Raw genomic sequence first — 14,552 nt, 5'->3', positions numbered from 1 at the left:
CGCGGCCCGCACGTCCGGTCGGTCGCGCCCGCATCCTCCATTCAGGAGCGATGTGCGACCCAGGGGGCCGTGCGGCACCCGGGGCGGGACCGGCGGCAGCGATGGCGGTGGCCCCCCTCCCCCAGGAGGGGCGTGGGTGGCTCGTCGGCCAGCAACCCGTTTCCGGGGTCGTGGCACCGTTCACAATCGGACGATCTGGCCGACGCGCGGGGTCGTGCGGCCGGCGAGCACCTCCGACCAGGCGCGTGGCAGGGCAGCGGGCCCGGATCCCACCCGGACGTCGAGCCATTCGCCCACGATCCCGGTGAACCGTTGCCAGGCGTCGGTGAACCGCTGGTCGAGCCCGTCGCGCCCCCAGTCCTGGCGGCGCTTGCGCATCTGCTGCGGGGCGAAGAACACCTCGTCGGCGGCGTCGGCGTTCGGGACCTGGGTGGTGAGGCCGACCGCGACGTCCCGTACGAGCCGGTCGCCGAGTTGCCGCCGCAGGGCCGCGCGGATGGCGGGCGCCCCCGACAGGTCGAGATAGACGGTCGGTACGGCGTCGAGGGCGGCGATGTCGTCGTAGGTGACGACGTCGTCGTAGCAGCCGAGGGACCGGGTGAACGCGAGGTTGCCGGGGGAGGTGAGCCCGACCAGGCGTGGGCCCCGGCCGTGCAGCTCGAACGCGGCGGCGTACGCGGTCTTGCTGGACGCCGACGACAGCACCAGGGTCGCCGCCCCGTGGAAGTCGTTGTCGACCAGTTGGTCGGCCAGCATGAAGGAGGTGAAGAACAGCGGCCGGAAGAGGACCAGCAGGTCCTCCTGGTCTTCCCGGTACGCCGGGTCGCCGGTGGTCGACCGGTACACGTTGTACGGCGAGGGCAGGTCGGCCCGGTGTCCGCTGGCGTCGCGGAAACCGGACGTGTCCACCCGGTCCGGCCGCAGCAGGAGGTGACCCGCCGGCGGGAGGTAGCCGTAGACCCGCTGCCCGGCGGTGACCCCGTCGACCGTCGACGCGACCACCTCGGCGAAGCCCCACAGTGGCGGGAGTCCCCACTGCGGGCCGAGCCCGCGGGGGCCGGGCGGGAAGAACTCCCAGTACCGCATCGAGTCGCCGAGCACCGCGTAGGTCACGTTGTTGGCGGTCAGGCCGACGCGGTCCACGCGCAGCAGTGCCTCGCCGTCGGCCAGGGTGGGCGTCACGCCTTCGGCGAGGGTGGTCCGGCTCAGGTCGTCACGGGCCACGGCGAAGGTCCAGGAAGCAGGCATGATGCGACGCTAGGCAGACCCGGAGACCGAGACAAGTGCACTGCGAGTGCAAAATCCCACTCGCGATCCGGTTGACGGGGCGAACACTCCGCCCGGCGATCGGGACCGGCGGCAGCGACGGCGATGGGTCGCGGCGCGCCGCGTCGCGGAGGGGATCAGCGGGGCCAGCGCAGGGGACCGGGGCGCACCGACCAGAGGAGGCGCCGCCACCAGGGGCGGGCGGCGCGCAGCGCGGCGACGTAGTCGCCGGCCGTCGTGGCGGCCCGCGCGGCCTGCTCCGCCGTGGCGGTGCCCGGGGCGAACGCCGTCCGGTTGAGCAGCCCCGCCAACTCCTCGACGTCCGTCCCGACGGGGAGCACGGCGCGGGCGTGGGCGGCGACCTCGGAGGCGGAGAGGTCCCCGCCCACCGGGTGCCCGGCCAGCCGCAGCGCGTCGGTGACCTCCCGCCAGGCGCCGGCGATCCGCCGGCCGGGGTCGCCCCGTTCCAGCCGCGCCCGGGTCAGCGCCCGGCGCATCAGCAGCAGCGCGAGCAGCGCGGCCCCGACCAGCAGCAGCATGCCGCCCGTCCCACCGCCGACCAGCAGCGCCGTCGACGGCCCGCCGCGGCCGGCCCGGTCACCCGGCGCGGCCACCGGCTCGGGCGACTCCGTCGGCTCGGCCGTGGGCTCCGGCACCTCCGACGGGGGCGGCTCCTCCGGCGTGGGGCGGAAGTCCTCCTCCACCGGGCGCGGTTCCTCGTCGGGCCTGGGCAGCGGGTCGAACGGCACCCAGCCCAGCCCCTCGAAGAGCACCTCCGGCCAGGCGTACGCGTCGCCGGCCCGGACCGGACCGTCGCCGGCGGCACGGAAGCCCACCACCACCCGGGTCGGCAGCCCTGTCAGCCGGCCCAGCACGGCGAACGCCGCCGCGAACTGCTCGGAGGTGCCCCGCTGCCCGCCGGCGTTGCGGGGTCCGAAGAGGAAGAAGTTCAGGTTCGGGTACGCGTGCCCGCTGGGCGCGTCCGCGACGAGGCGGTAGTGCTCGGCGAGGAACTGCTCCACGGCGGCGGCCCGCGCGTACGGGGCGCCGTTGGACTCGGCGAGCTGGGCGGCGAGCCGGCGCAACGGTTCCGGCACCCCGTCGGCGACCCGCAGCACGCGGGCCACGTCCTCGCCGGCCGGCACGTCCGCCGTGGCGAGCAGGTTGAAGTCGGGCGTCTCCAGCGCCGAGGTCACGTCGTAGCGCAGCCCCGGCGTCAGGCCCTCCGGGCGGATGAGCGTCCCGGTCGTCGGGTCGTACGCCACCCGGGCGCGGGTGACCTGGCGCGGGGTGGCGACGGCGGGCAGCAGCCGGCCGCTCAGCCCGGCGACGGTGATCTCCTGCCGTACCGTCTCCACGGTGCTGTCGTCCGCCGGCGCCGTCACGGGCAGGATCCGCCCCGCGTTGCGGTACGTGGCGCCGACCCGCCAGGTCACCCCGTCGTAGTCGCTGAGCACCGCCAGCCGGATCGGCACCGGGCTTGCGGTGGCCTCCGGTCCGGGGGCGGTCCCCGGCTCCTCGGCCGGCGCGGGAGCCGGCGTTCCCGACCGTTGCGTACGCACGTCGAGCAGCTGCTGGCCCGGGTTCAGCGCCCAGCCCGAGATCCGGATGAGCGGGTTCTCGTCGAGGGTCTCCACCTGCGGCGGTTCGACGTACCGCCGGGGGTCCACCGGCCGGCCGTCGACCTGGCCGGCGAGCAGCGGACCGAGCAACGCGACGAGGCCGACCACCACCGCGAGGCCGGCGGCGGAGGCGGCGGCGAGCCGGGCCCGGACGGCCGCGCGGACCGCCGGGGCCAGCCCGGCGGCCGCGTCGGCGCCGGCCGCCCCGCGCGGCGGCACCGCCAGCCCCAGCACCGCCACGGCCACGAGGGCCAGCGTCGGCCCGATCGCGGGATCGGCGTTCGGGCCGACCACGTAGAGCGCGGCGGCGTAGAGCAGCACCGGCGGCAGGTAGCCGAGCAGCACCCGCCCCGCCCGCATCGCCACCTCCGCCCCGGCGAGACCGGCCAGCCACGCGGCGACCAGCGGCACCAGCACCGTGTCGGGGGTCGGCTCCACCGGGATCATCGCCGTCAGCAGCCGGGGGATGCCGTTCGCGGCGGCGTCGGCGGTCACCTCGGCCAGGCCCCCGGGCAGCTCGGCGCGGGTCGCGGTGAGCCGCAGCGACCAGGCCGTCCAGCCCGCCATCGCGAGCACCGACACGGGTGCGACCAGCCACGAGGGCAGCCGGCGGGCGGCCACGCTTACCAGCACCGAGCCGACCGCCGCCCCGAGCACCAGCCAGGTCAGCAGCGGGCCGGCGTAGACCCGGCCGAGCACCGCGCCGGCCAGGCCGATCATCGCGACCAGTGCCAGCGGCACCGGGACGGCCCGCAGCGCCCGCGCCACCCGGGCGACCCCACCGCCACCGGCTGGCCCGGGGGCGTCGCCAGCCCCGCCGCCGACCCCGGACGGCCCGGTGGCGTCCGTCGCGGCGCCGCCGGTGCTCCGCCCGGCCTGACCGTCGGCCACCGTCACCACCTGCGCACCCCGTCCCACTCGGCGGCGAACGCCGCCCCGTCGGCGGCGTCGACCACCACCAGGCCGGCCGCGCCCGACGGCGCCGGCTCCGTCGCCCCGAAGACCCCCACCACCACCGACGGGTACGCGGCCCGCAGCGCGCCCACCGTCCCCAGGTCGTCCCGACCGCCCGGCCCGGTGAGGAAGACCAGCGTGTCGCCGAGCCGTTCCCGCCGCAGCCGGCCGGTGGCGGGCTGGAGGTCGCCCCCGTCGGCGAGTTCCGCCGCCGCGAGCCGGTCCAGCGGCCCCTGCGCCGCCGCGTCCCCGCCCGCCGGCTCGGGCGCGACCAGCAGCAGCACCACCGGCAGATCCTCGCGGTACGCGGCGACCAGCACCGAGGCGGCGGCCTCGCACGCCGACTCGAACGACTCGGCCACCCCGTCCAGGCGCTCCGGGTGGGCGGCCGCCCGGTTGTCGAGCAGCACCACGATCCGGGGCAGGCTGGTGTCCACGTTCTCCCGCACCATCAGCTCGCCCACCCGGGCGCTGGTGCGCCAGTGCACCCGGCGCAACTCGTCACCGACCACGTACTCGCGCAGCGAGTCGAAGGTGATCGACCCGTGCGGCACCTTGTCCACCCGGCCGTCCAGGCTGCGCCCCGCCCCCGTGGGCACCGCGTTCAGCGGGTGCACGCGCGGGTGCACCCAGACCGGCACCGTGCCGCCGTACGGCCGGGCCAGCGCCACCAGGCCGAGGGGGTCACGCCGGGTCACCCGCAGCGGCCCCACCGGCACCACGCCCCGGCGGGCGGTCGGCACCTCGTAGCGGACCGTGGTGTCCCGACCCGGTCGCAGCCGCAGCAGCGGCACCGGAACCGACCGGTCCCCGCACCGGTCCTCGGCCACCAGGCTCGCCGCCCGCAGCCGCCCCGCGTTGCGCACCGTCAGGGTCATCGCCGCCGGCTCACCACGCGCCACCCGGTCCGGGTCGGCACTGCGGGTCACCTCCAGGCGGGGCCGCCACGCCGCGCTCAGCACGGCGTACCCGACGGCGATGCCGGCCGCCGCCCCGAGCAGCGTCAGCTCCGGGTACGCGAAGCGGAAGCCGACGCCGAGCAGCACGACGGCGGCGACGAGCAGCCCGACACACCGGGCGGTGAGCGCGGACACCGGCGTCGCCGGTCAGCCCTGGACCGGGGCCGGCTGGCCCGAGGGGAGCGGCACCGGAACCGAGGCGACCGCCTGACGCAGCACCTCGGCGGCGGTCACCCCACGCACCTGCGCGTCGGGGGTGAGCAGCAGCCGGTGCGCGAAGACCGGCTCGGCCAGGGTCTTCAGGTCCTCCGGCATGATCCAGCCCCGCCCGTCGATCAGCGCGTACGCGCACGCCGCCCTGGTCAGCGCGATCACGCCCCGGGGACTGACGCCGACCCGCACCTGCGGATGGGTGCGGGTGGCCGCGGCCAGCCGCACCGCGTACGCGTAGAGCGGCTCGGCGATGTGCACCCGGCGGGCCATGCGGACCATCTCCCCGACGGTGGCCGTGTCGGTGACCGCCGTCAGCGCCTCGGGGGAGCGGACCGTCGCCCCGCGCAGCACCTCCACCTCGACCGCCTCGTCGGGGTAGCCGACGGAGAGCTTCACCAGGAAGCGGTCGAGCTGGGCCTCGGGCAGCCGGTACGTGCCGTCCATCTCCACCGGGTTCTGGGTGGCCACCACCAGGAACGGCTGCGGCACCGGGTGCCGGACGCCGTCGACGGTGACGGTGCGCTCCTCCATCACCTCCAGCAGCGCCGACTGGGTCTTCGGCGACGCCCGGTTGATCTCGTCGGCGATGACGATGTTGGCGAAGACCGGGCCTGGGTGGAACTCGAAGCCACGGGTGGCCTGGTTGAAGATCGTCACCCCGGACACGTCGGAGGGGAGCAGGTCCGGGGTGAACTGGATGCGCCGCCACTGCCCCTTCACGGTCGCCGCGACGGCCCGGGCCAGGGTGGTCTTGCCGACGCCCGGCACGTCCTCCAGCAGCACGTGCCCCTGGGCGAAGAGCGCGGTCAGCGCCAGCCGGACCACCTGGGGCTTGCCCAGCACCACCGCGTTGACGTTCTCGGCCAGCCGGGCGGCGAGGGCGGCGAAGCCCTGCACCTCCTGCTGGGTGAGCGGTTCCGGGGTGTTCACGCGGGTGGTGCTCCTTGCCTGGGTGGGTCAGCAGGTGGGCAGGTCCTTGATGTCGTCGCCGCCCTCCAGGTTGAGCCAGGCCCAGGGGATGTAGTTCTTCCCCTTGAAGTCGACCTGCACCCACCAGGTGCTCTGCTTCTGGTTGTTGTAGATCCAGGAGTCGACGTTCTCACCCGACTTCTTGCAGTGCGCCTTCAGTCGGGTGCCGGGCTTCGCCCAGCCGACCTGCCTGTCGTTGTCCTGTCGGGGCACCGAGAAGATCTCGTTGCCGTTGCGGCCGTCGACGTCCTTGTCACAGTAGGTCCGCTGGTCGCCGTCGGGCCCGTTGCGGCAGGTCGCGATGCCGTAGAGGGCGTCGGTCGCCTGGGCGCGGGTGCCGGTGCCCTTGCCTGCGGCGTTGCTCGCGGTCACGGTGAACGTGTACGCCGTGCCCGGGGTCAGGCCCGTCATCGTGATGCTGGAGCAGTTGCCGGCCTTCGCCGGCTCACCGCCCGTGCTCAGCGAGCAGGTCGCCTTGCCGCCGCCCGCGTCCACGGTGAACGTCACCGTCGCCGACGTGGCGGTCGCCGAGGAGCCCGTCACGGTGACGCGGGGCTCGGCCACCGTACGGGCCGTGGCGGTGGCCTCCGGGCCGGGCCCGGCCTCGTTGACCGCCCGCACCTTCACAGTGACGTTCTGGCCGTTGCCCAACCCGTCCACCGTGGCCCGGGTGTCGGTCACCTCACTGCTGCGCCCGCCCACGTCCACGACGTACTTCGTCACCGGCCGGCCGTTGGCCACCGCCGGGGACCACTGCACCGCGACGGCACCCGGCCGGTCGGCCACAGTGGTCGCGCGCAGGTCAGCCGGCCGCTCCGGTGGCGCGTACGGCACGACGGTGTTGCTCACCGGCGAGGCCGCCGAACCGGCGCCCCGGTCGTTGACCGCCACCACCGTGAACGCGTACTGCGTGCCGTACTCCAACTCGCCCGCCGGCACCACCAGTTCCGTCCTGCGGGACTCGCCGGCCGGGGCGTTGGTGCCCGCCGACGTGGCCGTGACCACGTACTTCGCGATCGTGTTGCCCTGCCCGTTGGCGGCCGGCCACTTCACCAGCACCGTGCCGTCCGGGCGCTCCTGCGCGGTGACGGCGGCGGGCGGGTCCGGCACGGCGGCCGTCGGCGTCACCGGGTTGCTGGTGCGCGCGGGACCGTCGCCCTTCGCGTTGACCGCGTGCACCGAGAACCGGTACGTCTCGCCGTTGGTCAGGCCCTTGATCTCCACGGCCCGCTGGTTGGCGCCCACCTGCACACGCTGGCCGGCGCCCTGCACCACGTACCGGACGATCTCCGCGCCGTTGGCCGGAGCCGGCCGCCAGCTCACCCGGGCCTGCGCGTTGCCGGCGGCGGCGGTGACGCCGCGCGGGGCGCCCGGCTTGCCCACCTCGGGCTTCTTCGGCGGGGGCGGCGGCGGGGGAGCCGGCGGCGGGTCGCCGCCGAGCACGTCGTTGGCGTACTTGTCGACCTCGCGGACCTGGTGCTTGTCGTCCACCACCTGCGCGGTCGCCGAGTCGGGGGCGTTGATGAAGAGGTGGTTCTCCCGCACCTCCAACTCCAGTGGCCCGGTGCCCCGGCCCCGGATGGTGTCGACGAGCTGGCCGCCGGAGTCGAACGCGTAGACCGTGCCGGACGCCTCGTCGGCGCAGTAGTAGCGGCCGGCCCACGCCACGGCCGGGCTGAGCTGGTCGCCCGCGCCCGGCACCGTGAACGCCCGCACCGCGCCACCACTGTCGACCACGTGCACCCGCCGCTCGCCGGGCACCGTCACGGGCACGTCCGGCCCGCTCGTCCGCTCCGGCAGCGCGCCCGGCGCGGCCATCGTCAGCGACGTCGTCCGGACCTTGCCGCCCTGCACCCGCACCAGGGCCCCGGCCGTACGGTCGAGCACGGCGACGCCGTCGTCCAGGGTGGAGACGACCAGCTCGTGGCTGGCGTCCGCGACGTCGTACGTCTCGACCTTCTTCGGGCTGAGGCCCGCCCCGGCGGGGGCCGCCGACGCGGGCGCGGACGGCAGCGGCGCGGCGGTGACGGCCGAGACGGTGCCCTCGCTGGGCACCGCGATCCACAGGCGGCCCTCGCCGTCGAAGGATCCGCCGGTGATGCCCGGCGGGTAGCGCACCGGCTCGCCGATCGGGGTCAGCGACCGCGGGTCGAGCTGCCGGACGACGCCCTGCACGGCGTCGACGACGAACGCCGCGTCCTCGTGCAGGGCGACGTTGACGCCGAGCCCCGGGGTCGTCCGGGTGGTCGCGGTGATCTGGAGGGTGGCCAGATCCAGCGAGCTGACCTGCCCGGTGTTCAGGTCCCGCAGGACCAGCAGCCGGTCGGTCTGGGTGACCTGCACCGGGTGCCGGCGGGCGCCCGGGATCCCGACGCGGGTGTCGACCCGCGCGGTGATCCCGTTGACGCGGGCCAGCTCGCTGCGCGCGGCGCTCCACAGCCAGGAACTCGCGTCGTGGCTCGCCACCGCGTTGTCCGCCGCGCCGAGACCGTGGACGGTGAGCCCCATGGCGGCCAGCAGCGCGGCCACCGTCGCGATGGTGACGACCCCGCCGCGCATCCGGCGGGGCCGGGGACGCGGGGCGCCGGTGCCGGCGTGCCCGGCGTCGTCGATGGTGGCCACTACCGGCTGCCTCCCGTGTCGTCCCTGGCAGGTGGCACGCCATGACGGCGACCCTCCCCTGAGCCGGGTGCCATCATATGGCCGGGTCGGGGGCATGGGAACCCGCACCGTCCCCCTGTGGACACCGAGCGTGTGCGCCGCGCCGTGGTGTCCGGTCAGCTCGACGGCGTGTCGCCCTCCCGTTCCGTGCAGACCTGCCCGGACGTGGCGAACGAGTCCGTCGAGTAGACCGCCAGCACCGTGAAGCAGTAGTCCACCCGCGAGTTCAGCCCGTTGACCGTGTAGCTGGTCCGGCCCGGGTCCACCGTGGCCATCACACCCAGCGCCTGGCCGGTACGGCCGCCGGCCACCATGAACGGCACCCCGCCACCCGCCGGGTCCGTCCAGTTCAGGGTGATCGTCGCCGAGTCGTCCTTCAGCGTCAGCCCGCCCGGCGGCGGTCCGGCCGCCGACGCGGACGGCGCGGCGGACGACGGCGCGGCGGGTCCCGTCGGCGCCGCCGCGTCCCGGTTGAGCACCAGCACGCCCACGCCGACGAGCGCCACCACGGCCAGGACCGCGACGATGACCGCGACGATGACCGCCGTACGGTTCCGGCCGCCCTCCTCGGGCTCCGGCATCATCGGGTACGCCGGCGGCGGCGGGAAGGCCGGCGCCTGCTGCTGCGCGGGGTGCTCCGCCGTCGCCCGGGTCCGCACGGGCTGCGCCTTCATCGGGAACGTCTCGTCGATGTCGAGGTACGCCGGCGGCAGGTCGTCGACCCGCTCCCGCTCCGGCTCCGGCTGCTCCACCTCCTCCCGCTGCCGCTGCGACTCGGCCCGCTCCAACTCCTCCTCGACGTCCGGCTGCTCGGCGTCGGTGTCGGCGTCGGTCGGCGCGCCCGTGAGCGCCTGCGGGGGAGCCGTGCTGCTCCACGGCGGCGCGGACATGCTCCACGGCGGCGCGCTCACCGGCGGCTGGCCGCCGGGTGGGGCGCTCACCGGCGGCTGAATCCCGGGCGGCGCGCTGAACTGCTGCGGAACAGCGGGCGGCACGCTGACCGGCGGTGGCATCACCGACGGCGGGGGCGGGATCGGCGGCAAGGGGGGAACCGGCGGCGTACTGACGCCCCGCGGCGGTGTGCTGAACGGTGGGCTGCTCGTCGGATGCGCGGGCGGTGTGCTGAATGGTGGACTGCTCGTCGGATGCGCGGGCGGTGTGCTGAATGGTGGACTGCTCGTCGGGTGCGCCGGCAGTGCGCTGACGGGCGGGCTGCTCGTCGGGTGCGCGGGCGGTGCGCTGACCGGAGGCATCGGCGGCGCGCTGACGGAGGACGACGGCGGTGCGCTGATCGGCGGTGCGCTGACTGGTGGTGCGCTGATCGGTTGCGAGCTGACCGGCGCGGCGTGTGCCGCTGCCGGTGGCGTGTCGAGCGGTGGCGTCTCGGATGACCGGGCGGGGCTGACCGGAGCATCCGGTCCGGCGGGAGTGCCGGCGGCGCGAGCGATCTCCTCGGCGAGCAGCGGCTCGATCTGCTTGACCTGGATGGTCGGCTTGGCCCATCCGGGCGCCGGCCCCGCCGGGCGCTCCGGCGCCTCCGGCGGCGCCGCCGCGTCCGACGCCGGGGCGGTCGCCTCCGGGGCGGCTGCGCGCGGGGCCTCGTCGACGGAGCCGGTCAGCCGCGAGGGCCGGACGTCCGGTGCGGCAGGCTCGGGAGACGGCGCGCCCGGTCCGGGTGCCGCGGCGCTGGTCGCACCGGTGGTGGGGGACGGCTCGGCGGCGGGCCCCGCTGTCGTTGCGGGCGGCGTGGTGCTCGACGGGGACTCGGCTCTAGGCGCCGCCGTCCCGGCCGACGGGCCGACGGTCGGGGACGCCTCGTCGGCGGCCCGGTGTCGCGGCGCAACGGCGGGCCCCGTCGGGGGCACCGCAGCCCTCGCCTGCGCGGCCGGCTCGGCTCCGGTCGGGGAAGGGACGGACGGCTGTGGCGCGACCGGCGCGGATGGCGCGGGTGGCTGCGGCGCGACCGGCACGGATGGGGCTGGTGGCTGCGGCGTGGCCGGCACAGGCGCGGCGGGTGCCTCCGGCGTGGCCGGCACGGATGGGGCGGGCGGCTCCGGCGCGGCGACGACGGGAGCGGCGGCCGCGTGACGCGGGAGCGGCGGAGCGGGTGGCGGCACGGCAGGCGGAGCCGACACCGGGGCCGCCGTCGCCGGCGGTGCCGGCGGCTGCGCCGTCCTTGGGGCCGGAACGACGGAGGCCACCCCGGCCGACGCAGGCGGGGCGGGACGCGGCGGGCGCTGCGGCGCGGGCGTGGCGGGACCCGGCATCGCCGGCGGTGGGGTCGGCCCGGCGGACGGCGCCCAGGGAGACTGCGGTGGCGCCGGTGCGGGGCGTTGCGCCGGGACGACCGGGGGCGGCGGCACGGGAGCCGACGGCGCCTGAGGATGCGCCGGGGCGGCGGTGGACGCCGACGGTACGACCGGCGGCGGGATGGGCACCGCCGGGGCGTACGGCGGCTGCGCCGAGGGCGGCACGGCCGGAGGCGGGGGTACGGCGGCACGGGCCGGCCCCGGTGGCGCGGGCACGACCGGCGGCGGCGGGATCGTCGGTGGTGGCGGGATCCGCTGCGGCGGGGCGGCGTACGGGGTGGCCTGCCCTCGCCCGGGGGCATGCGGTGCCTGCGGCGGGGCCGGCACGTGGGGTGGCGGCGGCGGGGCCCACGGCTGCTGGGGCGGGGCGGGCACCACCGGCGGGGGCGGAATCTGGGCGCCCTGCGGCGGGGCCGGATACGGCTGCGGCGGCGCGGGCGGCATCTGCGCCGCGTGGCCGGCCGGGTAGGGCGGCTGCGGGGACACCGCAGGGTGCGACGCCGGGGCGACCGGGGTGGCGCGTCCCACGCCGCGTACGCCCGGAACGGGTGGCGGCGGCGGGATCGGCGGGGTGTACGGGGCGGCCGGCGGACCGCTAGCGACGTGCGGCGTCGGCTGCGTGGCGGGCGGCTGCGGGGGGCCGGCTGCGGCGGGCTCGTGCGGCCGCCAGGTGGTGGAGAGCACCGCCAGCGACATCGTCGGCTCGGAGAGCGCGGACATGGCGGACTGCGCGGCCGGCGGGGCGGGCTGAGGGGCGGGAGCGGCGTCGCCGAGATACTGCCGTGCCGTGCGTACCGCAGGATGGTCGGCACCGAGCACGGCGGGCCCGAGGGTGGCGACGCGGGTGTAGTTGCGGCGCGCCTCGTGCCGGTTGCCCAGCTCGTCCGCCACGGCGGCCAACTCGAAGGAGAGCGCCAGCATCAGCGGGTCGGACGGCGGCCAGAGGCGCTCGCCGGCGGTGAACGCCTCCTCCAGCACGCGCCGGGCGGCACCCGGGTCGTCCGCCTCCCGGTGCAGGCGGGCCAGCAGGTGCGCGGTGCTCAGCACATCCGGGTGGTCCTTGCCGTACGGCGGCCGGGCGGAGCCGACGGCGTCGTTGAGCAGTCGACGGGCGGAGTAGAGATCGCCCGCGGCGCGCAGGGCGAGCGCCCGGTGCTGCACGGCGGCCAGGGGAGAGGGATGGGACACGTGGCCATGCTGCCGCGTGAGGCCTGTCGGACGCTACCCAGGTCCACCGGTTGGCTGCGGCTCACACGGGTCAGGTCACCCGTCCGACCTGCGGCGACCCATCGGCCGGAAGCTGATGTGCATGATCCACCCGGGCCGTGTACAGTAACTCCCCGTGCGGCCCACCAGGGCGGCCGACGGGTGGAAGATCCCCTCGGTCGACACGGTAGGCTGGACGAGCAGGTCCGGGTGGCGGAATGGCAGACGCGCTAGCTTGAGGTGCTAGTGCCCGTATAGGGCGTGGGGGTTCAAGTCCCCCCTCGGACACAAATTTGCGGCATTCATGCCGTCTCTTACGTACTGGTGGTCAAGGCTCCTTGACCACGTGAATCTGATCTTCGCGACCAACCTCGCTGACCTTGTGTCGGTCGACGGCGGTGGTCGCTGTGGTTGAGCCCTCTCTGACTTCTGTCGTTTCCCCGGTTCTTCTGCCGGACCGTGGGCGAGGCAACCCTCGTGACTCCCACGCACCCCTGCGACGGGCTCCGTTACCGATGCCAGCGGTCGCGCAGCAGCGGGCCGAGGCAAAGGTGTACCGCCTAGCGGCGGTCGATGCCAGCGGCCGAATCCGGACCAGCGGTGGTGCGGCGACATCACCTACCTGCGCGTCGGGACCGGCTGGCTCTACCTGGCCACGGTCATCGACATCGCCACCCGCCGCCTGATCGGCTGGTCGATCAACACCCACATGCGCACCAGCCTGATCATCGACGCCCTCGACGCCCTCGACGCCCTCGACGCCCTAGACGCCGCGGTCGCCGCCCGCGACGGCCGGGTCGACGGGGTGATTTCCACTCGGACAGGGTCGCCCAATACGGCAGCGGCGGTTTCGCCGACGCCTGCCAACGCCACGGCATCCGACGCTCGATGGGACGAATCGGCTCGTCGTATGACAACGCCCTGGCCGAGGCGTTCTTCGCCACCCTCAAACGTGAACTCGACGTCGACCACCGCCGGTGGGCCACCGAGGCCGACGCCCGCCGCGACGTGTTCCGCTGGATCGCCTTCTACAACCACCGACGCCGCCACTCTGCACTCGGCTACCTCAGCCCCGCCGACTACGAGCAGACCCTCACACCCACTACGCTGCACCAGATCGCGGCATCACCCGGTGTCCACATCCCGGGGGACCTCAGATGCGTGGAGGCGGGGTCTGGTGAATGACGGTTATGGCATCTACCTCGGCTTGGACGTCGGCAAAGAGGGGTCACCACGCGGTCGGGTTGGCGCCGGACGGCAAGCGGCTGCATGACGCGGCGTTGCCGAACACGGAGGCCCGGCTGCGGCCACTGTTCGACAAACTCGCCCGTTATGGTCGCGTGCTGGTGGTGGTCGATCAGCCCGCCTCGATCGGCGCCCTGCCGGTCGCGGTCGCTCGGGCTTGCGGGCATCAGGTGGCCTACCTGCCCGGCCTGGTCATGCGCCGCATCGCTGACCTGCACCCCGGTGCGGCGAAGACCGATGCCCGTGATGCCTACGTGATCGCTGACGCCGCTCGCGCCCTGCGCATACGCTGCGGCGAGTCGACGTCGGCGACGAGGCCTGGCCGAGCTGGAAGTCCTGGTCGGCTTCGACGACGACCTTGCTGGCGAGGCCACCCGCATCTCGAACCGGATCCGTGGGCTGCTCAGCCAGATCACCCCGCCCTGGAACGGGTTCTCGGCCCGAAAGTGCACCACAAAGCCGTGTTGGATCTGCTGTCCCGCTGCGGCGGGCCGGCTGGCCTGCGCAAGGCCGGCCGCCGCAAACTGCTGTCCATCGCCGCCGTCCACGCACCACGCATGGGTGAACGCCTCGTCGAGCAGATCATGACCGCCCTCGACGAGCAGACCGTCACCGTCCCTGGCACCCAGGGGCGGAGACGATCCTGCCTCGCCTCGCCGACAGCCTTCGTGACGTCCTGCGCCAGCGCAACCAGGTCGCCAAAGAGGTCGAAGGGATGCTTGATGCACACCCTCTTGTCCCGGTCCTGACCTCGATGCCCGGCATCGGTGTCAGGACCGCAGCCCGGATCCTGCTCGAAGTCGGCGACGGCACCGCCTTCCCGACTCCCGGGCACCTCGCCGCCTACGCCGGACTCGCCCCCGTCACCCGACGATCCGGCAGCAGCATCCGCGGCGAACACCCACCCCGAGGCGGCAACAAGAACCTCAAACGAGCCTTCTTCCTCGCTGCGTTCGCCGCCCTGGCCGACCCGGTCAGCCGCGCCTACTACGACCGCAAACGCGCCGAAGGCAAACGCCACAACGCCGCCCTCATCTGCCTCGCCCGACGCCGCTGCGACGTCCTATACGCCATGCTCCGTGACAAGATCCCCTACCAACCCCGCCCAGTCGCCTCGATCGCCACTTGACGAAGTCCATAGGGACACC

The 14,552-nt window shown here is 75.3% G+C and carries 6 protein-coding genes, 1 tRNA gene and 3 pseudogenes; 4 read left to right on the top strand and 6 right to left on the bottom strand.

Features of this window, described 5'->3' with window-relative positions:
* Positions 1-180 precede the first annotated feature (180 nt).
* The 6 genes and pseudogenes from AC0OO9_RS04100 to AC0OO9_RS04075 all read right to left on the bottom strand — a co-directional run.
* On the bottom strand, positions 181-1,248 hold the full coding sequence (locus AC0OO9_RS04100; RefSeq protein WP_484515702.1) for a DUF2855 family protein: 1,068 nt from the start codon (positions 1,246-1,248) through the stop codon (positions 181-183).
* 155 nt (positions 1,249-1,403) lie between these two features.
* Positions 1,404-3,806: a transglutaminase TgpA family protein gene (locus tag AC0OO9_RS04095; RefSeq protein WP_484515700.1), complete on the bottom strand. Its 2,403-nt coding sequence runs from the start codon at positions 3,804-3,806 to the stop codon at positions 1,404-1,406.
* The gene (locus AC0OO9_RS04090; RefSeq protein WP_484515698.1) at positions 3,782-4,936 is read right to left on the bottom strand and encodes a DUF58 domain-containing protein; all 1,155 of its coding nucleotides are present in this window, start codon (positions 4,934-4,936) and stop codon (positions 3,782-3,784) included. Before AC0OO9_RS04090 ends, AC0OO9_RS04095 begins: the two co-directional genes overlap by 25 nt.
* Positions 4,937-4,948: 12 nt before the next feature.
* A complete protein-coding gene (locus AC0OO9_RS04085; protein WP_393170917.1) occupies positions 4,949-5,944 on the bottom strand; it encodes an AAA family ATPase in 996 nt (331 codons plus the stop codon).
* 27 nt (positions 5,945-5,971) lie between these two features.
* A complete protein-coding gene (locus AC0OO9_RS04080) occupies positions 5,972-8,605 on the bottom strand; it encodes a fibronectin type III domain-containing protein (RefSeq protein ID WP_484515696.1) in 2,634 nt (877 codons plus the stop codon).
* A 2,897-nt stretch (positions 8,606-11,502) separates the two neighbouring features.
* Positions 11,503-12,141 (bottom strand): annotated as a pseudogene (locus AC0OO9_RS04075) (tetratricopeptide repeat protein); the annotation flags it as partial.
* A 222-nt stretch (positions 12,142-12,363) separates the two neighbouring features.
* On the opposite strand from AC0OO9_RS04075, the gene AC0OO9_RS04070 reads away from it, so the two are divergent.
* The 4 genes and pseudogenes from AC0OO9_RS04070 (at position 12,364) to AC0OO9_RS04055 (ending at position 14,533) form a co-directional block, all read left to right on the top strand.
* Positions 12,364-12,447: transfer RNA gene (locus AC0OO9_RS04070), tRNA-Leu, on the top strand.
* Between the two features lie 310 nt (positions 12,448-12,757).
* Positions 12,758-12,892, top strand: a pseudogene (locus tag AC0OO9_RS04065) (DDE-type integrase/transposase/recombinase); the annotation flags it as partial.
* Complete coding sequence (locus AC0OO9_RS04060) at positions 12,850-13,344, top strand: integrase core domain-containing protein (RefSeq protein WP_484517845.1); 495 nt, start codon at positions 12,850-12,852, stop codon at positions 13,342-13,344. The pseudogene AC0OO9_RS04065 and the gene AC0OO9_RS04060, both read left to right, overlap by 43 nt.
* Positions 13,337-14,533 (top strand): annotated as a pseudogene (locus AC0OO9_RS04055) (IS110 family RNA-guided transposase). Before AC0OO9_RS04060 ends, AC0OO9_RS04055 begins: the two are co-directional and overlap by 8 nt.
* Positions 14,534-14,552 lie beyond the last annotated feature (19 nt).

This window comes from Micromonospora sp. USAFONa4, from assembly GCF_057197825.1.
This window is presented reverse-complemented; position numbering and strand designations above follow the sequence as displayed.

What these genes read in the sequence shown, in the direction of transcription:
- AC0OO9_RS04100 (WP_484515702.1), bottom strand. Translation starts at nt 1,248, where the DNA reads ATGCCTGCTTCCTGGACCTTCGCCGTGGCCCGTGACGACCTGAGCCGG.